15 protein-coding genes are annotated in these 23,913 nt (G+C 60.5%); 4 read left to right on the forward strand and 11 right to left on the reverse strand.

Annotation, left to right across the window (positions count from 1 at the left end; genetic code table 11):
* Positions 1-213: 213 nt before the first annotated feature.
* Together ccoG and PFAS1_RS25725 are read right to left on the reverse strand one after the other, a co-directional pair.
* Positions 214-1,644, reverse strand: a complete 1,431-nt coding sequence (gene ccoG, locus PFAS1_RS25720; protein WP_076031035.1) for a cytochrome c oxidase accessory protein CcoG — start codon at positions 1,642-1,644, stop codon at positions 214-216.
* A gap of 195 nt (positions 1,645-1,839) precedes the next feature.
* Positions 1,840-2,073: a DUF3203 family protein gene (locus PFAS1_RS25725; protein WP_076031036.1), complete on the reverse strand. Its 234-nt coding sequence runs from the start codon at positions 2,071-2,073 to the stop codon at positions 1,840-1,842.
* A 122-nt stretch (positions 2,074-2,195) separates the two neighbouring features.
* Here PFAS1_RS25725 and PFAS1_RS25730 point away from each other — a divergent pair, with 122 nt between their 5' ends.
* A complete protein-coding gene (locus PFAS1_RS25730) occupies positions 2,196-2,702 on the forward strand; it encodes an MgtC/SapB family protein (protein WP_076031037.1) in 507 nt (168 codons plus the stop codon).
* Positions 2,703-2,827: 125 nt separating this feature from the next.
* Here the strand turns inward: PFAS1_RS25730 and PFAS1_RS29805 are convergent, their stop codons facing one another.
* A complete protein-coding gene (locus PFAS1_RS29805; RefSeq protein ID WP_198044934.1) occupies positions 2,828-2,995 on the reverse strand; it encodes a hypothetical protein in 168 nt (55 codons plus the stop codon).
* 230 nt (positions 2,996-3,225) lie between these two features.
* On the opposite strand from PFAS1_RS29805, the gene PFAS1_RS25735 reads away from it, so the two are divergent.
* From PFAS1_RS25735 to glgB, 3 genes are all read left to right on the forward strand, one after another.
* Positions 3,226-5,220, forward strand: a complete 1,995-nt coding sequence (locus tag PFAS1_RS25735; RefSeq protein ID WP_076031038.1) for an alpha-1,4-glucan--maltose-1-phosphate maltosyltransferase — start codon at positions 3,226-3,228, stop codon at positions 5,218-5,220.
* A gap of 162 nt (positions 5,221-5,382) precedes the next feature.
* Positions 5,383-8,724, forward strand: a complete 3,342-nt coding sequence (treS, locus tag PFAS1_RS25740) for a maltose alpha-D-glucosyltransferase (RefSeq protein ID WP_076031039.1) — start codon at positions 5,383-5,385, stop codon at positions 8,722-8,724.
* Between the two features lie 2 nt (positions 8,725-8,726).
* Positions 8,727-10,958 (forward strand): 1,4-alpha-glucan branching protein GlgB, encoded by a 2,232-nt coding sequence (gene glgB, locus PFAS1_RS25745; protein WP_076031040.1) that lies wholly within the window; start codon positions 8,727-8,729, stop codon positions 10,956-10,958.
* Between the two features lie 156 nt (positions 10,959-11,114).
* Here glgB and PFAS1_RS25750 read toward each other — a convergent pair whose 3' ends face one another.
* The 8 genes from PFAS1_RS25750 to treZ form a co-directional block, all read right to left on the reverse strand.
* Entirely contained in the window at positions 11,115-12,188 is a 1,074-nt protein-coding gene (locus PFAS1_RS25750) for an autotransporter domain-containing protein (protein ID WP_076031041.1), read from the reverse strand.
* 395 nt (positions 12,189-12,583) lie between these two features.
* Positions 12,584-13,384, reverse strand: a complete 801-nt coding sequence (locus PFAS1_RS25755; RefSeq protein WP_074876771.1) for an endonuclease/exonuclease/phosphatase family protein — start codon at positions 13,382-13,384, stop codon at positions 12,584-12,586.
* 294 nt (positions 13,385-13,678) lie between these two features.
* Positions 13,679-14,437, reverse strand: a complete 759-nt coding sequence (locus tag PFAS1_RS25760) for a PIG-L deacetylase family protein (RefSeq protein ID WP_076031042.1) — start codon at positions 14,435-14,437, stop codon at positions 13,679-13,681.
* Positions 14,438-14,639: 202 nt separating this feature from the next.
* Positions 14,640-16,799, reverse strand: a complete 2,160-nt coding sequence (gene glgX, locus PFAS1_RS25765) for a glycogen debranching protein GlgX (RefSeq protein WP_076031043.1) — start codon at positions 16,797-16,799, stop codon at positions 14,640-14,642.
* Positions 16,800-16,913: 114 nt separating this feature from the next.
* Entirely contained in the window at positions 16,914-17,231 is a 318-nt protein-coding gene (locus PFAS1_RS25770; RefSeq protein ID WP_076031044.1) for a DUF2934 domain-containing protein, read from the reverse strand.
* 21 nt (positions 17,232-17,252) lie between these two features.
* Positions 17,253-20,039, reverse strand: a complete 2,787-nt coding sequence (locus PFAS1_RS25775) for a malto-oligosyltrehalose synthase (protein WP_076031045.1) — start codon at positions 20,037-20,039, stop codon at positions 17,253-17,255.
* Entirely contained in the window at positions 20,036-22,114 is a 2,079-nt protein-coding gene (gene malQ, locus PFAS1_RS25780; protein ID WP_076031046.1) for a 4-alpha-glucanotransferase, read from the reverse strand. The genes PFAS1_RS25775 and malQ overlap by 4 nt, the downstream gene beginning before the upstream one ends.
* Positions 22,111-23,910 carry a malto-oligosyltrehalose trehalohydrolase gene (treZ, locus tag PFAS1_RS25785; RefSeq protein WP_076031047.1) on the reverse strand — a complete coding sequence of 600 codons (1,800 nt, stop codon included), beginning with the start codon at positions 23,908-23,910 and terminating at the stop codon, positions 22,111-22,113. Before treZ ends, malQ begins: the two co-directional genes overlap by 4 nt.
* Positions 23,911-23,913 lie beyond the last annotated feature (3 nt).

Raw genomic sequence — 23,913 nt, forward strand, 5'->3', positions numbered from 1 at the left:
TGGCTAGGTGGCCCTTGTGGCTGGAGGGCTTTTGTGGCGAGGGGGCTTGCCCCCGTTCGGTTGCGCAGCAGCCGTGAAATTTTGGGGCCGCTTCGCAGCCCAACGGGGGCAAGCCCCCTCGCCACAAAAGCCCCCTAGCCACAGGCCCCCAAGCCACGGGAGCTCCCTAGCCACAGGGAGCCTGCTTTCCACAGGGCTCCGCAGTCTAAAGGCTCAACGGTTCATCGGCGCAACAAACCGGCTCTTCGCCACGCTATAAATCTCAGGCTCATCACTGTCGGCAATCTTGAAGCTGATCGTCTGTGAACTGCTGCTCGGCCGTTCCGTGGTCATCGCCACCGACACCGGCACATCGACAATCTCGCCCGGCGCCAGGCTCAGTCCGGTCTTGCCTTGCAGGAGGAAGCCTTCACCATCGACCAAGGTCAGGCGGTAATCCTGACGTTGCTGGGTCTTGTTGATGACTTTCAGGCTATAGATGTTTTCGATCTGTCCCTGACTGTTCTCGCGGAACAGCCCACGGTCCTTGCTCACGTCCAGCGAAACCATCGGCCGTTCCACCAGCGCCAGGGCCAGCGCACCGATCATCACCAGCAGGACCGCGGTGTAGCCGATCAAACGTGGCCGCAACAAATGCGTCTTGCCACCCTGCAATTGATGCTCGGAGGTGTAGCTGATCAGCCCGCGAGCGTAGCCCATTTTGTCCATGATCGAATCACAGGCGTCGATGCACGCGGCGCAACCGATGCATTCCATCTGCAAACCGTCGCGGATGTCGATGCCGGTCGGACAGACCTGCACGCACACCTGGCAGTCGATGCAATCCCCGAGGCCGACTTCTGCCGGTGCCACGTCACGTTTGCGCGGGCCACGGTTTTCGCCACGGGCCACGTCGTAGGAGATGGTCAGGGTGTCTTTGTCGAACATCACACTCTGGAACCGCGCATAAGGACACATGTGCATGCACACCGCTTCACGCAGCCAACCGGCGTTGATGTATGTCGCGCCGGTAAAGAACAGCACCCAGAACAGGCTGACGCCGCCCATCTGCAAGGTCAGCAGCTCTTCGGTCAGCGGCCGGATCGGCGTGAAATAGCCGACAAAGGTCAGGCCGGTCAACAGGCTGATGGCCAGCCACAAGGTGTGCTTGGCCGAGCGGCGGATCAGCTTATTCAGGCCCCAGGGCGCGGCTTGCAGCTTGATCCGCTGGTTGCGTTCGCCTTCGGTGAGTTTCTCGCACCACATGAAGATCCAGGTCCAGGAACTCTGTGGGCAGGTGTAACCGCACCAGACTCGCCCGGCAAACACGGTGATCGCGAACAGGCCGAACGCGGCAATGATCAGCAGCGCCGACAGCAGAATGAAATCTTGTGGCCAGAAGGTCGCACCGAAGATATGGAATTTGCTTTCGGAAAGGTCCCAGAGCACCGCCTGGCGGCCGCCCCAGTTCAACCACACCGTTCCGAAGAACAACAAAAACAGAAACCCCGCGCCGCTCAGGCGCAAGGTGCGGAATAGACCGGTGAAGCTGCGGGTATGGATCAGGTTGTCGCTGGACTTGGCCTTCATCTTTGGGCGCGAAGGCTCATAGCTTTGAACGGACGGGGCACTTTCAACAATTCGGACGGGGATTCTATCGCTCATGGTCTTTCGCTCATCAGCCTCCATCAGGCCTGAGCACTATGAGCGCCGATCTGTTTGCATAACAGACTCACCTATTGCAATAAAAAGCGGATCAGATGGGCTTTGATCCGCTGCCTGCGACAAGTTGATGCACCCGCTACAGCGGGACCCGGACGTCTATATCAAGCGCCGCCGGGGGTTATTGATCCGGGTCAGTCAAATCACCGAACCACTGTCAGTGGCCTTCAAGTGCCTACGCCCGTCGACTGCGCCTGCTACGGTCAATGCGTCGGCTTCTGCTTCGGTAATGTAGAAAGGCTTGTCATTGAGTTCCACCATCGACATGGCTTTTTGCGGGTCGGTGACGATGGTGACGTCGGGACACAAACGAATTTCTTCGCCGTTTGCGGTAATGAAGAAGCAGGTCTGGTTTTCGATGCGCACAGTCATGTAGGTGTCCTTTTTTCTGCGGGTTCTAAAGTGTTAGGGCACAGCCGAGGATCATCGTTCTGCGCAACTGATTAGTGGTCGGCGCGGTCCACCCTGAAACGACCCTTAACAAGGACAACACCATGAACGCCTGGTGGCATGAGGTTTGGGTGACGCTGCAAGCGGAGTTCGCCGACATTGGCGACGCTTCACAACTCACGCGCATAACCGTGCGCTTGCTGATGGCTGCGGTGTTGGGCGGGATTCTTGGCTTCGAACGCGAGCACAAGGGCAAGGCCGCCGGGGTTCGCACCCACATGCTGGTGGCCCTGGGCGCCGCGCTGTTCGTGCTGGTGCCGCAAATGTCCGGCTCGCAAGCCGATGCCATGAGCCGGGTGGTGCAGGGTGTGATCGCCGGGATCGGCTTTCTCGGCGCGGGGACTATTCTGAAAAACAACGATGGCGACGAGGGACACGTCAAAGGCCTGACCACCGCCGCCGGGTTGTGGATGACCGCGGCCATTGGTGTTTCGGCCGGGTTGGGGCGAGAGGCGACGGCGGTGCTGAGCACGTTGTTGGCGTTAGTGATTCTTGGTGTGATGCCCGCCGTTGTGCGGATGTTCGACAAGGACAAGGACCAAACTCCGTGAATGATCGTTCCTACGCTCTGCGTGGGAATGCAGCCCGGGACGCTCCGCGTCCCATCCAGAGCCGAACGCGGAGCGTCCGTGGAGGCATTCCCACGCAGAGCGTGGGAACGATCAGTGCGCGATCATTACTCGGGTGTAACGACCACCGGTGGCATCGTCCCTGGCGGGTCTTCGCGTGGTGGCGCAGTGGTGCCGGGCGGGTCTTGCTCCGGTACAGGTTCAGGCTCGGTCGGCGGAATGGTTGGGCTGTCGATGTTTGGATCAGGCGTTTCGGCAGGGATCGGAATGCTCATGAATTCAACCTCCAGTGGCACATGGCGTAAGTCGTGCTTAAGTGTGTTGACCACTGCGCAAAGGAATTGATTCCTTCGAAGGCCCGGGCAAATCTTCGTGAACTTTTACCGGTACCTGTCGCTCGGAACCTAAGTGAGTTCATTCCAGGGCGGACGATCCTGCGGGATGACTATCCTGTTACAAGCCACAGACACAAGAGCGTCCATGGGGCGTAAAGGAGAGATGCTCGATGACTGCTGAAAAACCGACAGAGCTGAACTACAACCCTCATATGCCGCTGTCGCAGGCTTTACTGCTGCCGCGCATCGCCATCGAAAACACCATGCCGACCCTCGATGGCGGGCAGTTCGCCGTCAAAGCCGTTGTGGGTCAGGACGTGGTGGTGACCAGCAAAGTGTTCGCCGACGGTCACGACAAGTTGGCGGTGCGGGTGCGCTGGCATGCCGAGGGCGAGGAAACCTGGCATAGCGAAGTCATGGCCGACCTGGGCAATAACGGTTGGCAGGGTCAGTTCCGGGTCGCGCGTCAAGGCCGTTATGTGTTTTGCATCGAAGCCTGGATCGATCAGTTCGCCAGCTTCTGTTATGAGCTGGAGAAAAAACACGCCGCCAGGGTGCCGATCAGCCTGGAGTTGCAGGAAGGGCGAACGCTGGTCCAGCAAGCTGCCGAACGCACCGAAGGACAACTGAGCGAGCAACTGGCGACGCTGCACCATGATCTGTCGGGGTTGCTCGAAATTGAGCAGGTCGAATTGTTTCTGCACCAGCGTAGCGCCGAGCTGATGACCCAGGCCGATCATCGTGCCTATTTGAGCATCAGTCCTGAGTACCCGCTCGACGTCGAACGGGACCTGGCGCAGTTCGCCAGTTGGTATGAATTGTTTCCGCGTTCGATCACCGACGATCCGGCCCGTCATGGCACCTTCAACGATGTACATTCGCGGCTGCCGATGATCCAGGACATGGGTTTCGATGTGCTGTACTTCCCGCCGATCCACCCGATCGGCCGCAGCTACCGCAAAGGCCCGAACAATTCCCTGACTGCCGGGCCGGACGATCCGGGCAGCCCGTATGCCATTGGCAGCGAAGAGGGCGGTCACGAAGCCATTCATTCAGAGCTGGGCACGCGTGAAGACTTCCGGCGACTTGTCGCCAGGGCCGCAGATCATGGACTGGAAATCGCCCTCGATTTTGCCATTCAGTGTTCTCAGGATCACCCGTGGCTGCAACAGCATCCGGGCTGGTTCAACTGGCGTCCCGACGGCACGATCAAATATGCCGAGAACCCGCCGAAGAAATACCAGGACATCGTCAACGTCGATTTTTATGCCACCGATGCGATTCCGAGCCTGTGGGTCGAGTTGCGCGACATCGTCGTGGGTTGGGTCGAGGAGGGCGTGAAGCTGTTCCGCGTCGATAACCCTCACACCAAACCGCTGCCGTTCTGGCAGTGGTTGATCGCCGATGTGCGGGCGCTGTACCCCGAGGTGATCTTCCTGGCCGAAGCCTTTACCACCCCGGCAATGATGGCGCGGTTGGGCAAGGTCGGTTACTCCCAGAGCTACACCTACTTCACCTGGCGCAACAACAAGTCCGAGCTGGCCACTTACTTCACCGAACTCAACGAATCACCGTGGCGCGAATGCTTCCGGCCAAACTTCTTCGTCAACACACCGGACATCAACCCGGCGTTTTTGCATGAGTCGGGGCGCGCCGGTTTTCTGATCCGCGCGGCGCTGGCCACCATGGGCTCCGGTCTGTGGGGCATGTATTCAGGCTTCGAACTGTGCGAAGCGGCACCGGTGCCGGGCAAGGAGGAGTACCTCAACTCCGAGAAATACGAAATTCGCCCACGGGACTTCAATGCACCGGGCAACATCATTGCCGAGATCGCCCAGCTCAACCGCATCCGCCGGCAGAACCCGGCGCTGCAGACGCATCTGGGCCTGAAGGTCTACAACGCCTGGAACGACAACATTTTTTACTTTGGCAAACGCAGCGCGGATGGCAGCAATTTCATTCTGGTGGCCGTCAGCCTTGATCCGCATAACGTCCAGGAAGCGAATTTCGAATTGCCACTGTGGGAAATGGGCTTGCCCGACGACGCCAGTACCCACGGCGAAGACTTGATGAACGGCCATCGCTGGACCTGGCACGGCAAGTACCAATTCATGCGGATCGACCCGGCGTATCAACCGTTCGGGATCTGGCGTATTACCGTTTAACTGATAAGCACTGATCGTTCCCACGCTCTGCGTGGGAATGCAGTCCGGGACGCTCTGCGTCCCATCCAGAGCCGAACGCGGAGCGTCCGTGGAGGCATTCCCACGCAGAGCGTGGGAACGATCTGGGACAAGGCGCTTTCCAGTTTTCAACAGGAGTTTCAAATGGCGAAGAAACCCAAGGCTGCCACCTTTATCAAGGACCCGCTCTGGTACAAGGATGCGGTGATCTACCAGGTTCACGTTAAGTCTTATTTCGACTCCAACAATGACGGGATCGGCGACTTTCCCGGTCTTATCGCCAAACTCGACTACATTGCCGATCTGGGCGTCAACACCATCTGGCTGTTGCCGTTCTATCCTTCGCCACGGCGTGATGACGGCTACGACATTGCCGAATACCGTGGCGTGCATTCCGACTACGGCACCATGGCCGACGCCAAGCGTTTCATTTCTGAAGCCCACAAACGTGGCTTGCGGGTGATTACCGAACTGGTCATCAACCACACCTCGGACCAGCACGCCTGGTTTCAGCGTGCGCGCAAGGCCAAGAAAGGCTCGGCGGCACGGGATTTCTACGTCTGGTCCGATGACGATCATAAGTACGACGGCACCCGCATCATCTTTCTCGACACCGAGAAGTCCAACTGGACCTGGGACCCGGTGGCCGGCCAGTACTTCTGGCATCGCTTCTATTCCCACCAGCCAGACCTGAACTTCGATAACCCGCAAGTCATGAAAGCCGTGCTGTCGGTGATGCGCTACTGGCTGGACATGGGCATCGATGGCTTGCGTCTGGATGCGATTCCGTACCTGATCGAACGCGACGGCACCAACAACGAAAACCTGCCCGAGACCCACGACGTCCTCAAGCAGATCCGTGCCGAAATTGACGCCAACTACCCGGACCGCATGCTGCTGGCCGAGGCCAACCAATGGCCGGAGGACACGCAACTGTACTTCGGCGACACCGACGCCAAAGGCCTGAACGGTGACGAATGCCACATGGCGTTCCACTTCCCGCTGATGCCGCGCATGTACATGGCGCTGGCCCAGGAAGACCGTTTTCCGATCACCGATATCCTTCGTCAGACTCCGGAGATCCCGGCCAACTGCCAGTGGGCGATTTTCTTGCGTAACCACGATGAGCTGACGCTGGAAATGGTCACCGACAAGGAACGCGATTACCTGTGGAATTACTACGCGGCCGACCGTCGGGCGCGGATCAACCTGGGGATTCGCCGCCGCTTGGCGCCGTTGATGGAGCGCGATCGTCGTCGCGTGGAACTGCTCAACAGTTTGCTGCTGTCGATGCCCGGCACGCCGACCCTGTATTACGGCGATGAAATCGGCATGGGCGACAACATCTACCTCGGCGACCGTGACGGCGTGCGCACGCCGATGCAGTGGTCGATTGACCGTAACGGCGGTTTCTCCCGCGCCGACCCGGCCAGCCTGGTGCTGCCGCCGATCATGGACCCGCAATATGGTTACTTGTCGGTCAACGTCGAAACCCAGGCCGGCGACCCGCATTCGTTGCTCAACTGGACCCGGCGCATGCTCGCCGTGCGCAAGCAGTCCAAGGCCTTCGGTCGCGGCACCCTGAAGATGCTTTCGCCGACTAACCGGCGAATCCTGGCCTACACCCGGGAATTCACCGGACCGGACGGCAAGCACGAAATCATCTTGTGCGTCGCCAACGTGTCCCGCAGCGCGCAAGCAGCGGAGCTGGACCTGTCGGCCTACGTCGGCATGGTGCCGGTGGAGATGCTCGGCGGTAACGCCTTCCCGCCTATTGGCCAGTTGAATTTCCTGCTGACCCTGGCGCCTTACGGCTTCTATTGGTTTGTATTGGCGGCGGAAAACCAGATGCCGAGCTGGCACGTGGAACCGGCGCAAAGCCTGCCGGACTTCACCACGCTGGTGCTGAAGAAACGCATGGAAGAACTGCTCGAAGCGCCGTCTCGCGACACGCTGGAGCAGGGCATCTTGCCGAGCTGGCTGCAGAACCGCCGCTGGTTTGCCGGCAAGGACGCGGCCATCGAACAGGTCAACATCGCTTACGGCGTGCGCTTCGGCGATCCGCTGCATCCCGTATTGCTGAGTGAAATCGATGTCACCAGCGGCGGCCAGACCAGCCGCTATCAGTTACCGTTCGGTTTTATCTCTGAAGATCAGGTGGGCGCCGCGTTGCCTCAGCAACTGGCCTTGTCGCGGGTCCGGCGCGTGCGTCAGGTCGGCTTGATCACCGATGCCTTCAGCCTCGATACCTTCGTGCATGCGGTGTTGCAGGGCATGCAAAGTAATACCGTAGTGCCATCCAGTGCGGGCGATATCTGCTTTGAGCCGACGTGGGAGCTGGCGAAACTCGGCCTGACCGGGGAATCCGAGGTGCGTTACCTGTCCGCCGAACAGTCCAACAGTTCGGTGGTGATCGGCAACAGCCTGGTGCTGAAGCTGATTCGCAAGATCGCGTCCGGCGTGCACCCGGAACTGGAAATGAGCGCGTACCTGACTCATGCCGGTTTCCGCAATATCTCGCCGCTGCTGGGTTCAGTGGTTCGCCGTGATCCGGCGGGCGAGGAAACGTTGCTGATGATTGCCCAAGGCTACTTGAGCAATCAGGGCGACGCCTGGGAATGGACCCAGAACAACCTCGAACGGGCACTGCGCGACGAGTTGGCCGACGCCATGTCCGAGCAGGAGCAACATTACAACGCCTTGGGCGAACTGAGAGACTTCGCCGGCATGCTCGGTCAGCGCCTGGGTGAAATGCATCAGGTGCTGGCGGCGCCCAGCGACAACCCGGACTTCACCCCACAGGTGACCACCCAGAAAGATGCCCTGGCCTCGGCCAAGGACGTGGCGGGGCAACTGGAGTACGCGCTGAAGTTGCTCAAGCAGCATCAAATCGAATTGAACCCGGCAGATAAAGCCTTGGTCACTCATTTACTGGACAACAAAAAAGCCATCCTCAGCCATGTTCAGGAGCTGGGCAAAAAAGCCGTTGGTGGTCTGCGCATTCGCGTCCACGGCGACTTGCACCTGGGCCAGGTGCTGGTGATCAAGGGTGACGCCTACCTGATCGACTTCGAAGGCGAGCCGGCGCGGCCGCTGCATGAACGACGGGGCAAACACAGCCCGTACAAAGACGTCAGTGGGGTGTTGCGCTCCTTTGACTACGCTGCGGCGATGGCGATCAATGTGCACAACGTCGATAACACGGCCGATGCCCATGCCGCACGTCAACGTGTCGCCGATCGCTATTTGAATGAAGCAAAACAAGCATTTGTCGACGCTTATCGGCTGGCGGCAGCTAGTCTTGCTCATGCATGGCAAGATCCGGAAGGCGAGGACGCCGCTTTGGCGTTGTTCGGCCTGGAGAAGGCAGCGTATGAAGTGGCCTATGAGGCGGAAAATCGCCCCACATGGTTGCCCGTGCCGTTGCACGGTTTGTATGGGTTATTGAGTGGGCTTAAACCCTTTTCCGATCTTGGTGGAGAGTAGTCATGAGTTTCTCGAACAAGGAACAGGGTCACGCTAAAGAAGCGTTGCTGCCCAGATCGCGGGACATCGACGCGCTGGTACGCGCCGAACATCACGACCCCTTTGCAATTCTTGGTCCCCACGGCGATGGTGCCGGCGGGCAATTCATTCGGGCCTATTTGCCGGACGCCTTGAGCGTGCAGGTCCTGGCCAAGGACTCCGGGGAAGAACTCGGCAACCTTGAGGCCACCCAGACGCCGGGCCTGTTCGTCGGGCACTTCGATCGGGCGCAGCCGTATCTGCTGCGAACCCGCTGGGCCGGCGGCGAACAGGTTTGCGAAGACCCTTACAGCTTTGGCCCGTTGCTCGGCGAGATGGACTTGTACCTGTTCGCCGAAGGCAATCACCGCGATCTGAGTGCTTGCCTGGGCGCGCAGCTGAAAACCGTCGACGGTGTCGATGGCGTGCGGTTTGCCGTGTGGGCACCGAATGCAAAACGGGTGTCGGTGGTCGGGGACTTCAACAACTGGGACGGTCGTCGGCACCCGATGCGCCTGCGCCATCCTACCGGCGTATGGGAAATTTTCGTCCCGCGCATGCAAGCGGGGGAAACGTACAAATACGAGATCCTTGGCACCCACGGTATTCTGCCGCTCAAGGCCGACCCGATGGCGCTGGCCACTTCGCTGCCGCCGGATACCGCGTCAAAAGTCGCATCGCCGCTGAACATCGATTGGCAGGATCACGAGTGGATGCAAGCGCGGGGCGACCGTCATCGTCCGAGTGCGCCGCTGTCGATCTACGAATTGCATGCAGGCTCGTGGCAATGTGAGCTGGATGATCTGGGTGAGGTCGCCCGGCAGTACACCTGGCATGAGTTGGCAGAACGGCTGATTCCCTACGTGAAGGAGTTGGGTTTTACCCACATCGAGCTGATGCCGATCATGGAGCACCCGTTCGGCGGTTCCTGGGGTTATCAACTGCTCTCGCAATTCGCCCCGAGCGCCCGCTACGGCTCGCCGGATGACTTCGCCGCGTTCGTCAATGCCTGCCACCAGGCCGACATCGGCGTAATCCTCGACTGGGTGCCGGCACATTTCCCGACCGATACCCACGGCCTGGCGCAATTCGACGGCACTGCGCTGTACGAATACGGCAACCCGCAGGAAGGCTTCCATCAGGATTGGGACACGCTGATCTACAACCTGGGTCGCACCGAAGTGCACGGCTACATGCTGGCTTCGGCGCTGCACTGGCTCAAGCATTTCCACGTCGACGGCCTGCGGGTCGATGCCGTGGCTTCGATGCTGTATCGCGATTATTCGCGCAAGGCCGGCGAATGGGTGCCGAACCGTCACGGCGGTCGGGAAAACCTCGAAGCCATCGACTTCCTGCGCCATCTCAATGACGTGGTCGACCTCGAAGCCCCCGGCGCGCTGGTGATCGCCGAAGAGTCCACCGCATGGCCGGGTGTCAGCCAGGGTACGCAACAGGGCGGACTGGGCTTCGACTACAAGTGGAACATGGGCTGGATGCACGATTCGCTGCACTACATCCAGCAAGACCCGGTGTACCGCGCCCATCACCACAACGAGCTGAGCTTCGGTCTGGTGTATGCCTGGTCCGAGCGCTTTATCCTGCCGATTTCCCACGACGAGGTGGTACACGGCAAGCACTCGCTGATCGACAAGATGCCCGGCGACCGCTGGCAGAAATTCGCCAACCTGCGCGCCTACCTCAGTTTCATGTGGGCACATCCGGGCAAGAAGCTGTTGTTCATGGGTTGCGAGTTTGGTCAGTGGCGTGAGTGGAACCACGATCAGCAACTGGATTGGTATTTGCTGCAGTATTCGGAACACAAAGGAGTGCAGAAACTCGTCGGCGATCTGAATCGGCTGTATCGCGAAGAGCCGGCGCTGCATGATCAGGACGACGCGCCGCAAGGCTTCCAGTGGTTGATTGGCGATGACGCCACCAACAGCGTCTACGCCTTCATGCGCTGGAGCAGGGATGGGCGGCCGGTGTTGGTGGTGGCTAACTTCACACCGGTGCCACGTGAGGGTTATCGCATCGGCGTACCGTTTGCCGGGCGTTGGACCGAGGTGATCAACAGCGATGCGGCCACTTACGCCGGTTCGAACTATGGCAACAGCGGCGGGGCGTTTACCGAGGACGAGGCGAGCCACGGCCAGGCACTCTCATTGGTATTGAACCTGCCACCGCTGGCGGTGTTGATGCTGCGTCCGGAGGGTTGATCTAGAACCGAGTCGCTCCCATCGCGAGCAGGCTCGCTCCCACATGATCGTTCCCACGCTCCGCGTGGGAATGCAGCCCGGGACGCTCCGCGTTCCTACGATGTGACGCAGAGCGTCACTGGAGGCATTCCCACGCAGAGCGTGGGAACGATCATTTCACCACCGCATCCGCACACCCAGACTCCCAATCAACCCGTTCAAATCATTGTCATCCACATCACTGCTGTAGTCGGCGCTGACGTAAAGACTCACGGCAGGTGTCACTCTGGCCACCAGGCCCAAACCCACTTCGACGGTCGATGAATAACGGCTGCTGCTGATCTTCTCGACCTGATCGAGGTTCACCGTATTGCCGGTGTACACCGTGTGCCACAGGTTGGTTCGCACATAGGGTTCGACCCCCAGCCCGTTGATGTCGTAACTACCTTTCAAGCGTGCACCGACCCGCCCGCTCCAGGACGTCAGTTCGCTGGACGAGGCATTGCCAGATCCACCATACGGGGTGTCCAGGGTAATGCGTTGATTGATCAACTGCGCCTGGGGTTCAACGACCCAGTTGTCGCTCAGGCCAATGGGGAAACCACCTTCTACCGACAGCGTCACCGCGCTGCCTTCGGTCGCCAGTCGGGCGCCCTGGTCATTGCGGGTATAGCCGTTGACCCGACCGCCGCTGGCCGTCAAATCCACGTGCCAGCCCTGGGGGCCGGTCAAACTCCAGTAAGCGCCGAGGCTTTGGCCCTCGAGGCTTAGAGTGTCGTGGCTGGGGTCAGCATGGGCGCGACCGGTCAGCAGCCCGTTGCTGTTGCCTTGTAACTGAGTGGTGCCGCCAACCAGTCCGACCCGCTGGGTATGACCGCTACCGCTTTTCAGAGTCAGGATCGCCGGACCTTTGAATTCGCTACTGCCAGGGCCGGCAAACCCCTGAGCCAGAACATCGGTTTGCGCTTGCCGCGAAGCTTGTCCATATACCTGATCCCAGGCCGAAGGCGCAGCGTCCTCGATGGTCAGGCGCGAACTTCGTGTATCGGAGGCGGCGCTGAAGCGGCCGGAGTAGGGAGCGGTGAAAGTGACAGCGGGTAAGGTCATGACCGGAACATCCTGACGGTACCAAGGCGTGGCTTCGTCCGCTGCCGGCCCTGCCTGCACTTCCATGGACGAGCACAGAAGGAGTGAGCTCGATACAGTGCAAAAAGTAACTTTGATCTCTTGTTGGGTGAATGAAGTTTTCATGGAGGTCTACCTTGCAATCGCATGCGGTATCTCGCTCTGGCGTCTCTCCTACCCCGAATGAGGGGCGACCGAATGTAATGGGGCAAGCCTCTGGCCGCCCGTTTTTGCGGGTGTCTGGAGGCTTGCCCCTGGTGTATTTCCGGGGGTAGTAACGTGTAGCTAAGAAGACCCTTGATACTGCGTCAAGAAAATGGCCGATAAGTGGTACGTGTATTTTAGGGTTTGCAAGTGACTGATTTTCGCCGCACATCTAAGCTCTTGTTTGTTCGAAAAATCGTCAAGAAACCTGCGTTCCAGAGCGTTTTTTGATAGTGGGCTACCGGTCTACCAACTCACCCTGACACCGATATTTGCAGACAATGCGCGCTGCTGATTACTGTCGATATTGGGGCGTTTCAAAGATGCACTTCAACCGCCAACGGCAAGTGATCCGACAAATGCGTCCAGGGCTTGTGCCCCAGTATTCGCGGCTCATGACTGCTGGCATTGCGCAGATAGATCCGATCCAGGCGCAGCAGCGGAAAGCGTGCCGGATAGGTTTTTGCCGGGCGGCCGTGGTGGCGCTCGAAGGCTTCATGCAGATAGTCACGCCGGGCGAGGGCGGTGTTGCCTTGCAACTGCCAGTCGTTGAAGTCGCCGGCGATAATCACCGGCGCATCGTCGGGTAACGATTCGAGCAGTTGGCAGAGTAGTTGGAGCTGCAGTTGGCGATGGCTTTCCAACAGACTCAAATGCACGCAGATCGCATGCACTTCTTTGTGACCCGGCACATCCAGTACGCAATGCAGCAAGCCGCGGCGTTCGGGGCCGGTGATCGAGACGTCTAGGTTGCGGTGTTCACGGATCGGGTATTTCGATAACAGGGCATTGCCGTGGTGACCGTTGGGGTAGACCGCGTTACGACCGTAGGCGAAGTCGCTCCACATGCTGTCGGCCAGGAACTCGTACTGTGAGGTCTGTGGCCAATCGTTGTAGCGAGTGGAATGGCGGTCGTGTTCACCGACGACTTCCTGCAGGAACACCAGGTCCGCCGAGGTACTGCGTACCGCTTCACGCAATTCCGGAAGAATGAAACGTCGGTTGAGTGCGGTAAAACCCTTGTGGGTGTTGACCGTCAGCACTCTCAGTCGATGAATCGCCGGGGGCGTATTCAATGGAGATGACTCGACGGCCTGCCACTTGGAATCACTGGTCACGTTCACTCCTCTGAATCAGGACGGGTTATGCATGCGACTGATACAGCGGCAGGCAGTTCAGAGTGATTCGTCGCAAGCAGCCTTCACACCAAAATGTAGCAGCTGCCGAGCTTGCGACTGTGGCGAGGGGATTTAGCGAAACGTCGCACCGCCCCGTTCGGCGGCGAAGCCGTCGTAAGCCATTCGACGCGGTGTGGCTGGAAAAAAAGGGGCCGCTTCGCAGCCCAACGGGGATAAATCCCCTCGCCACAGTCGCAGGCTCGACAGCTGTTACAGGCTGCTGCCAGCGCTGCGTCAGACGAAGACAATTTCGTAGGGCAACCGTATCCGTTCCAGAAGCACCGGGGGCAGCAGCGGGGCGAGGCCGATGGCCGGCTCGCCGTCGAGTTGGCTGGCATAGGCGTGGGTAGCGTGGCTTTTGCGCGCGACGGTCCAGGTGTCCAGGCGAACCTTGCGCGCACGATGCCAGGGAATAAGCCCTCGATCACGCGTTGGCCAGTGCCAGGCCCAGACCGGCACTTCGTTGAGCGTCGCCCCGACCATGGCCGCGGCCTTGACGCTGGCCCGGCCGACGGCGTCATGGTCGACAATGCCATCCTCGCACCAGGTGCTGAACACCACATCCCCGGGGCGTAAATAACGGGCAATGAACTGAGTCAACTGAAACTCCCGTTCAGCCAGGGCACTGTCGGTGAAACCACCACGAATCCATTTGAGGCTGTGCATCGGTAATCCGAGCCGGCGCAAGGCTTCGAGGCTTTCCTGGGGGCGAAACACGCTCAAGCGCTTCTCCGACCATTGTTGCGAGCCCGGATGGCTGGCGCTGCCGTCGGTAATCGAGATCAATTGCAGGGGATGACCCAAGGCGCTGAGCAGCTGCAGCAGGCCGCCGCAGGTCACGACTTCATCGCCAGGGTGTGGGGCAATCACTACAGCGCGTGCGCCGGCGGGGACCAGGGTCTGAGTGCTGATGACAGGAATGTTGTCCAGCTGCGGGGCGCTGTTCCAGATTTGTACGGGGAGCCTGCTTTCACTGATGGAGACCGGTTTCATGGCTACGTCCTTGTTCTCGTTGATAGCAATGTGCGGCGCTCCAAACCCTGGATTGCCGCGAACAGAGTATTGCTCATGTCACGCTATTCGTCGCCCCGATGTTCAATCCGGTGCGGTTTTATTAGCCCGGCTGCGCCCCGATCCCGGCCAATGGATCGCTGTGGGGGGGGGCGAATAGGGCCGGAAACCTTGAAGGTTTATTTCACTCTTCTTCCTCACGCTGCAATTCGAACAGCAGCAGCGAACGGCCAGTGACTGAATATTCGTGCCCGAACTCGAAGCGTTCCTGCCCCCTGATCGACGGTTGGTTGGTGTCGATCATGCAGGTCCAGAAAGCGCCGTCGGGCACTTCCGGAAGCAGGAAATTGACGATGTCGTGATGCGCGTTGACCACCAACAGCAAGGTGGCGTCGGCGCCTTTGCGGCGGATACCGGTCTCCTGGGCGCGGCCATCCATTAGCATGCCGAGGCAGCGGCCATGGGCTTCCTCCCATTGTTCGACAGACATTTCGCTGCCATCCGGGGCGAGCCAGGTGACGTCCTTGACGCCGATGTCCTCGTTGTAATTGCCCACCAGGAACCGACCGCGACGCAGGATCGGATAAGCCAGGCGCAACTTGATCAGCCGTTTGACAAACTTGAGCAGGGCCTTGCCGTCTTCGCTCAGGTCCCAGTTGACCCAACCGATCTCGCTGTCCTGGCAATAGGCGTTGTTGTTGCCTTCCTGGGTGCGGGCGAATTCGTCGCCGGCCACCAGCATCGGTGTGCCTTGGGACAGCAGCAGCGTGGCAAAGAAATTGCGCATCTGGCGCTGACGCAGCTCATTGATTTCGGGATCGTCGGTCGGACCTTCGACGCCGTGGTTCCAGGACAGGTTGTTGTTGCTGCCGTCCTGATTGTTCTCGTCGTTGGCTTCGTTGTGTTTGTCGTTGTACGACACCAGGTCGTTCAAGGTGAAACCGTCGTGGGCGGTGACGAAATTCACCGAGGCGTACGGCCGCCGGCCACGCTGATTGAACATCTCGCCGGAAGCGGTCATGCGATTGGCGAAGTCTGCCAGTTGGCCGTCGTCGCCTTTCCAGAACGCACGCACGGTGTCGCGGAATTTGTCATTCCACTCGACCCAGCCCGGTGGAAAGTTACCGACCTGATAGCCGCCGGGGCCGCAATCCCAGGCTTCTGCAATCATCTTCACCTGACGCAGCACCGGGTCCTGACGGCAGGCCACAAGGAAGCTGTGACGTTCGTCGAAGCCATCGTGGTAGCGCCCGAGAATGGTCGCCAGGTCGAAGCGGAAACCGTCGACGTGCATTTCCGAGGCCCAGTAGCGCAGGGAGTCGGTGACCATTTGCAGCACGCACGGGTGACTCAGGTCCAGGGTGTTGCCGGTACCGGAATCGTTGATGTAGAAGCGCTTGTCGTCGGGCATCAAGCGGTAGTAAGAGGCGTTGTCGATGCCACGCATGGACAGGGTCGGGCCTTGCTCATTGCCCTCGGCGGTGTGGTTGTAGACCACGTCGAGGATCACTTCGAGATTGGCCTCGTGCAGGTGCGCGACCATCTCCTTGAACTCGTCGATCTTCCCGCTGGCCAGGTAGCGCGGGTCGGGGGCAAAGAACGCGATGCTGTTGTAGCCCCAGTAATTGGTCATGCCTTTGTGCAACAGATGCTGGTCGTTGACGAAGGCGTGAATCGGCAGCAATTCAACAGTCGACACGCCGAGCTTGCGGATGTGTTCCAGCACGTCATCGACCATCAATCCGGCGAAGGTGCCACGCAGGTTCTCGGGGACGGAAGGGTGACGCATGCTGATGCCGCGCACGTGAGTTTCATAAATGATGGTCTTGTCCCACGGCACGCTGACCCGATGGTCGCGGCCCCAGGTGTGAGCCGGGTCGATCACCTTGCACTTGGGCACGAACGGGGCGCTGTCGCGCTCATCGAAACTGAGGTCGGCGTCGGGGTGGCCGATGGTGTAGCCGAACAGAGCCTCGGACCATTTCAACTGGCCGACCAATTGTTTGGCGTAGGGGTCGATCAGCAGTTTGTTGGGGTTGAAGCGATGACCGTTCGCCGGGTCGTACGGGCCATAGACACGGTAGCCGTAGATCATCCCCGGATGCGCGTCGGGCAGGTAGCCGTGATAGATCTCGTCGGTGTATTCCGGCAGTTCGATGCGTTCCAGTTCAACCTCGCCGGCATCATCGAAGATGCACAGCTCGACCTTGGTGGCATTGGCGGAAAACAAGGCGAAGTTAACCCCCAGGCCATCCCAGGTCGCGCCCAGCGGGAAGGGCAAGCCTTCACGGATTCGCGAGGCCTCGACTTGAGGTTCTGGCGCGGCTTTCTTCGGACTGGTCATAGGTGCTCCTGCAAAGGGGGGACGGTTCTTGGCTCTGGTTTTTTTTGAGGGCGAGCGAGCCCTCGGTGGCGAGAAGGCTCGCCACGAGGTCAATCAGGACAAAGGTGAGAGGCGTCAGACCGCGGGCGGTTTACGCGCTGCTCGTGGCTTTTTCTCGCTGGCTTTTTCGCCCGGCGGGATGACCTTGGAGGCAGCGGCGGGCTTGGCTTTGGTTTTTGGCTCCGCCGCCTTGCCATTGGCTTTGCTGGCAGGAGCCTTGGTGCCGGCGGTTTTGCTGGCAGCGGCTTTTGGTGATTTGCTCGGTGCCAGCGCTTCGGCTTCAGCCAGTTTGCGGGCCATCTCCCAGTGGCGAGCGTCCTGGCCCTCGGGTTTTCCTTCCGATTCCCAGATCTGATAGGCGAATTCGCGGATGCGTTTATCGTTGATGCTCATCGCAATGCTCCTGAACTGAACTCAAGTTTGGGTAGTTTGGATAAAAAGATTGACCGGGAAATCTCCCAGCGCGTCGCTGATGTTCAGCTCCTGTTGGTGTGTGACTGTTGTGCTTGAAAAAAGTCCCTTCAAATTTTCATCAGGGGTGGTGAACGGTAATTTGACCCGTGTATCGCCCCACAGCGGCGCGCCAATCCGGGGTTCGGCACTGTTTTTCAGCAGTTCGGCGCAGCGTATAGGCACGATCACGATGGCGCGTTTTCCTTCCAGCGAGCGAGCAAATGCGAGCACCCGGTGAGCCTGGCTGCCGACGACTTCAAGGGCTTGATACGTCCCTCGCCGAAACAGCTCGGTGTGCTCGAGCCGCAGGTTCAACACGTGAGCGATCAGCGCTTGCTTAATGCGCCCGTCCCGCCATTCAGCCAACAGCTCGGGCAGTGCCAATGGCTTCTGCATCGCCTGTTGACGGCTGGCGTAATCCACCGGCCGACGGTTGTCCGGATCGACCAGCGAGAAGTCCCAGTACTCGTTGCCCTGATAAAGATCCGGCACCCCCGGCACCGTCATGCGCAGCAAGGTTTGCGCCAATCCATTGAGTGCGCCGGGGACGGCGATGCTCATGGCGGCCTTGCCGAGGGCCGCGCGTAACGGTTCACCTTCGGGACTCAGCAGCAGACGTTGCAGGAATCGGTGAACCGCTTGTTCGTAAGCCTCGTTCGGCGCGCTCCAGCTGCTTTGCAACTTGGCTTCGCGTAAAGCTTTCTGTTGCCACTGCCACAACCGTTGAGTGTAGTTCTCCAGCGCTGCTTGATCGTCACTGCGCAAATCGAGCGGCCAGCTGCCAAGGATCGCTTGATAGAGGATTAACTCATCTCCCGCAGTCGGCATCTGGTCGTCGTCGCGCAGGGGGCGGGCGAGGGCCTGCCAGAGCGGGACTTGCTCGGCGTACCAGGCGCTGCGCTCGCTCAGCACCGCCAGGCGCGCGCGGGTGTCTTCGCCGCGTTTGTGGTCGTGGGTGGCGGTGGCCAGCAAATTATCGGGGAACTCGTCGAAACGGTTGACGCAAGCCGCATGGAAATCGGCCACCGGGGCGCTGAACTGTTCGGTGCTGAAGCCCACATCATTGCGTGACAACAATGTCGCCGAGCGATAGAACGCGGTGTCCTCCACAGCCTTCGCTGCCGCCGGCGACGTCAGTTGCTGAAAACGCACACAGGCATGCTTGAGCATCTTGCGCGGCCGGCCCAACGGGCGTTTGCGCCATGATTCCCCCCCCAGCCAACGGGCCAGGCAATCGAGCACCGGCCAGTCGGCTTCGCTGAGGGCATGCCTGGCACCGGTCATGGCTTGCTGGAAAAACACATCGTCTTCAGCCGAACGCCCGCGGGGGCTGATGTAGGTGCGGTACACCGGGAAATGCACGATCAGTTCCTGCAACGCCCGACGAATCGCGCCCAGGGTCAGGTCGCGGGTCATCAGGTCATCCCGGGCCACTTGCAATAGGGCCTGTGCGACGCTTTCGAAGTCTCCGGCGAGGGAGCCGTTGAGGATCTGCTGGCGGGCCAGTTGTGCTTCCTGACGGAAATCAGCGGGCCGTTCGCTGTAGCGATTCCACAGTTCGGCCAACGTGTCGGCGCCTTCCGGAGCATGTTGCAGCAGCGACAGCTGATTCATGAACTCGTAACCCGTGGTGCCATCCACCGACCAGTCACGGTGCAGGGTTTCACCTTCGCCGAGGATCTTCTCGACGTAGATCGGCAGGTGCCGATCTGGCGACAGGCTGTCGACTCGCCGCCGCAGTTTGCGGCAGTAGCCGCGTGGGTCGGCGAGCCCGTCGATGTGGTCGATGCGCAGACCGTCAACCAGGCCTTCGGCCACCAGCTCGAAGATTTTGGCGTGGGTGGCTTCGAACACGGCGGGACGTTCGACCCGCAGGCCGCCCAGTTCGTTGACATCGAAAAAACGCCGCCAGTTGATGTCATCGGCCGCCGTACGCCAACTGGCCAGGCGATAACTTTGGCGTTCCAGCAACTGGTGCAGGCGTTGGAAACCTTCGGCCGTGAGCGAGTCGTAAGCGCTGAGGTTTTGCTGGATGGCCTGCAGAATCGCCGGATCGCTGGCCAGTTCACGCAACTCTGTTTTCAGCGGCATCGCCAGACTGTGGGCGTCAGTCTGGTAGCTCAAGGCGCTGAAACGGTCTGCCAGCGACTTGAGCGATTCGGCGCTCAGCGGGTCATCGGTCCTGAGCAGTTCGCCGTAGTTCGTCGGGCAGATCGGGAAGTGATGCTCGTAGTGCTCGACATAAAACATGCCCTTTTGCGCATTGAAGCGCAGGGGTAGGGTGCCGTCCTGCAAGGCGATGCCGTAGTCGCTGCCGAGGAAGGGCAGCAGCAACTGGCCTTCCATCAATGGGTCGGGGGAATGCCACTGGATATCGAAGAACTCACCGTAAGGACTCAGGCGCCCCCATTCCAGCAAATCCTGCCACCAGGGGTTATCGCCACCGCCGACGGCCATGTGATTGGAGACGACGTCGAGGATCAGCCCCATGTTCTGCTCGCGCAATGCGCTGACTAAACGCCGCAGCGCCGCTTCGCCGCCCAGCTCGGGGTTGACCGTGGTCGGGTCGACGACGTCGTAGCCATGCATGGAACCGGCGCGAGCACTCAGCAGCGGTGACGCATAGACGTGGCTGATACCGAGGCTGGCAAAGTACGGCACCAGTGGCACCGCATCGTCCAGCGTGAAGTCTTTATGAAACTGCAGCCGCAGGGTTGCCCGCAGCGGTTGGATAAGCGTTTTCTTCATTGGTCACGCTCGGCCGCCTGAAGCCGCGCACAGGCGAGCAGTTCCAGGCGCCGGGCGGCGTCCGGGTTATCGAGCAAGGCTTCACTGTCGCCGGGCAAGCGTCGGGACCAGTTGGGATGCGTGTCGATGGTTCCGGGCAAGTTGGCCTGCTGCTCGATGCCCAGGGCATCTTCCAGCGGCAGCAACACCAGCGGCGCACGGGTATGACCGAGGAAACGTACGGCGGCGTCGAGTACTTGATCGGTTTCATGGGACTCTTCGCGAAAGTTCTGCGGATCCTCGCTCAACACCCGGCGCAGGCCTTCACGCTCGCGTTCGCGGTGGTGGCGCCATTCGATTTCACCCGAGGCGTCGACCAGGCCCAGTCGGGCGTTCCAGTCGATATCGCGGCCATGCCACCAGCCATTGAGCGTGGGCAGGTCATGAGTGCTGGTGGTCGCCAGTGCGTTGTCTGGCCAGTCGAGAATCGGCTTGAAGTGCGCGTTGTCCTGTTCGAACAGCAGCACGCGCATGCCGAGAATCGAGCGGGCGATAAGCTTTTCTCGCAAACCGTCAGCCACGGTGCCGAGGTCTTCGCCAAGGACGATGGCCTGATGGCGATGGGACTCGAGGGTGAGCAAACGCAGCAGGTCGTCCACCGGGTAATAGAGGTAGGCGCCGTCGGCGGGTGATGCGTCATTGGGGATCACCCACAGCCGTTGCAGGCCCATGACGTGATCGATGCGCAGGCCACCGGCGTGGGCAAAATTGGCGCGGAGCATTTCGATGAAGGCCCGAAAGCCATTGCGAACCAGACCTTCGGGCGAGAACGCGGAAATTCCCCAGCCCTGACCGGTACGGTTAAGGATGTCCGGTGGTGCACCCACGGTCAGCGAGGCGAGCAATTCGTCCTGACGACTCCAGGCCTGACTGCCACCGCCATCGGCACCCACCGCCAGATCGGCGATCAGGCCAATGCTCATGCCGGCGCTGCGGGCGGCGGTTTGTGCGCGCTCCAGGCAGCGGGTGATCAGCCATTGGCAGAAGGCAAAGAAGCCAATGCGCCCGGCGTTCTCTTCGGCGAATTCGGCCAGGGCCGCGCTGCGCGGGTTTTGCCATTGCTCGGGCCAATGCCGCCAGTCGAGGCTTTCACCTTTGGCGGCGCGGGCTTCTTGAATGGCTTCAAAGCGGCAGTGGTTTTCCAGGGCTTCGCCAGCGGCGTGGCGGAAGCTGCTGAAGTCGGCATGCAGCGGGTGTTCGCCCTGGACAAAGCCTTCGTACAACGCCTGCAACAGACGATGTTTGGCTTCGGCAGCCACCGGCCAATCAATCAACGGCGAGGCTTCAAGGTGCTTGAGTTCTGCCGCCAGGCCGGTTGCATCTATCGCGGCCCGCAATGCTCGATCACCCAGGATGGCGCCGGGTGCGGCGTACAGACTGTTGAGAAACAAACGGCTGGAAGGCGAGTACGGGCTGTAGCGCTGGGTATCGCTGCCGAACATCGCATGCAGCGGACTGATCGCCAGCGCTTCGGCACCGCGTTCGCCGGCCACCCGCGCCAGGTCTTCCAGCGCCTGGGTATCGCCAAAACCGCCATCGCCCGGACGACGCAGCGAGTACAGCTGCACGCTCAGGCCCCAGGCGCGAGGGATCGGGCTGTCGACGGCATCGCCGACGCTGTAGCAGCGCGCCGGTGCCACGGCCAGCGTAAATGCCTGTCCGTCGATGCTGACGTGTTGATAACCGACCGGGACCAGGCCGGGCAATACCGCCTCGGCATCCAGTTTCAAATGAAGTCGCGAGCCATCTTCAAGGTGGATCTCGCACGGTGTATCGGGCTCAAAGTAATGCGCCAGGCTGAGGCCGACACCGAAGTCGGCGGTCAGCAGCGGTGGCAGGTGCCGGGTCTGTTGCACCTGCTGCAGTTCCTGCAGGCTGGCGTCAATTTCCTGAGCGCTGCCGGCCGGGTGGCCGAGTCCGGTGAGGACGTTGCGTAACACTGATGGCGCGACTTTCTGTGGGCGGCCGTTGGCGTCGATCCAGTCGACTGCCAGGCCAGCTCGGCTGGCCAGTATTTCCAATTGCGCATCGCTCATTGGCGCTCTCCATCCGGGGGTAGCAAAGGGGCTGCGGCCGTGAGGCTGACTAGCGCGCAATACGGGGCAAGCGTGCCCTGATCCAACAGGCCGGCTGACTGTGGCGGGTATTCGAACAACAACAACGAAGCGTCGGCCTGTGGGGAGTGGACCACAGGCGTGTCGCTGAGGTTCAGGTCAATGCGCAGCTGACTGCCGTCGCCCAGTCGCCAGCGCGCCGTCACCGCGCCTGTGGCCAGCACCTCGGCGCCCAGTGCTTGCGCACCGGGAAGACGGGGAATGATCTGCTGATGGCGGATCTGCAACAGTTGGCGATACAGATCGTGCATGGCGGATTGTCGGGTTGACGTCAGCTCGGGGCGTGAAGCCTCGAAGGTCTGGCGCGCGTTGGGGTCGGGAATCTGCTCGCGTTTGTGCGGATCAGCAAACGCGCTGAAGGCGGCGAACTCGTTGCGTCGTCCTTCGCGGACCAACTCCGCCAGCTCACCGTGATGACTGGTGAAGAACAGGAACGGTTGCTCGGCGGCGAACTCGTCACCCATGAACATCAGCGGGATCATCGGTGACAACAGCAGTAATGCGGTGGCTGCCTTGAGCGCGTCGGGATTGGCCAGTTGATGCAGCCGTTCACCCAGGGCGCGGTTGCCGATCTGGTCGTGGTTTTGCAGAAACAGCACGAAAGCCGTCGGCGGCAAATGACCGCTGGGCTCGCCTCGGGTTGTGCCGTGACGGGTGACGTGGCCCTGAAACACAAAGCCCTGGCTTAGGCAGCGCACCAGTTGTTCAGTCGGGTTTTGCGCGTAGTCGGCGTAATAGGCGTCGGTTTCGCCGGTCAACAGCACGTGCAAGGCGTTGTGGCCGTCGTCGTTCCACTGCGCGTCGAAGCCTTCTTCGAGCAGGCTGGCCTGGTTGTGTTCGTTTTCAACGGTCAGCCACACATGCCTGGCCGGATCGACTTGCTGGCGAACCTTTTGTGCCAGTTCCCGAAGAAAGTCCGGGTCTTCGATGGCGTGCACCGCGTCCAGGCGCAAACCATCGAAGCGGTATTCCAGCAACCACATCAACGCATTGTCGATGAAGAAGTCCCGCACCTCCCGGCGCCGGAAGTCGATCGCCGCACCCCACGGGGTGTGCTTGTCTTCGCGGAAGAAACCCTTGGCGTAGCGATGCAGGTAATTGCCGTCCGGGCCGAAGTGGTTGTAGACCACGTCGAGAATCACCGCCAGGCCATGGCCGTGGGCGGTGTCGATCAGGTGTTTGAGTTGTTCGGGAGTGCCATAGGAGGCTTGGGGGGCGTAGGGCAGAACCCCGTCGTAACCCCAATTGCGATCACCGGGAAACTGCGCCAGCGGCATCAATTCGATTGCGCTGATGCCCAGCTCCACGAGGCGTGCCAGGTGCTGCTCGACTTCACTGAAGCCGCCGAGCGCACCGACGTGCAATTCGTAGATCACCGCCTCGTTCCACGGCCGTCCGAGCCAGGCGCTGTGTTGCCATTGATAGGCAAGTGGATCGACCACCACGCTGTGACGGTCGATATCACCGGCCTGCGCGCGGGAGGCCGGGTCGGGCACCTCCAGCTCGCCGTCGATGTTGTAGCGATAACGCGTGCCGGCGGGGCAGCGGGTATTGATCACGAACCAGCCATCTGCCTGGGGCAGGAGCGGCAAGGATTGTCCATCTTCCAGTTCGACACTGACGTAAAACGCATCTGGCGCCCACAAGGCAAAACGCGTGTGGTCTGCGTCCAGCATGATTGCGCCGTGGGGCCAGGTCTCAAGGGTCCGTAACGGCATCTT

The organism is Pseudomonas frederiksbergensis, from assembly GCF_001952935.1.
GTDB classification, from domain to species: domain Bacteria; phylum Pseudomonadota; class Gammaproteobacteria; order Pseudomonadales; family Pseudomonadaceae; genus Aquipseudomonas; species Aquipseudomonas frederiksbergensis.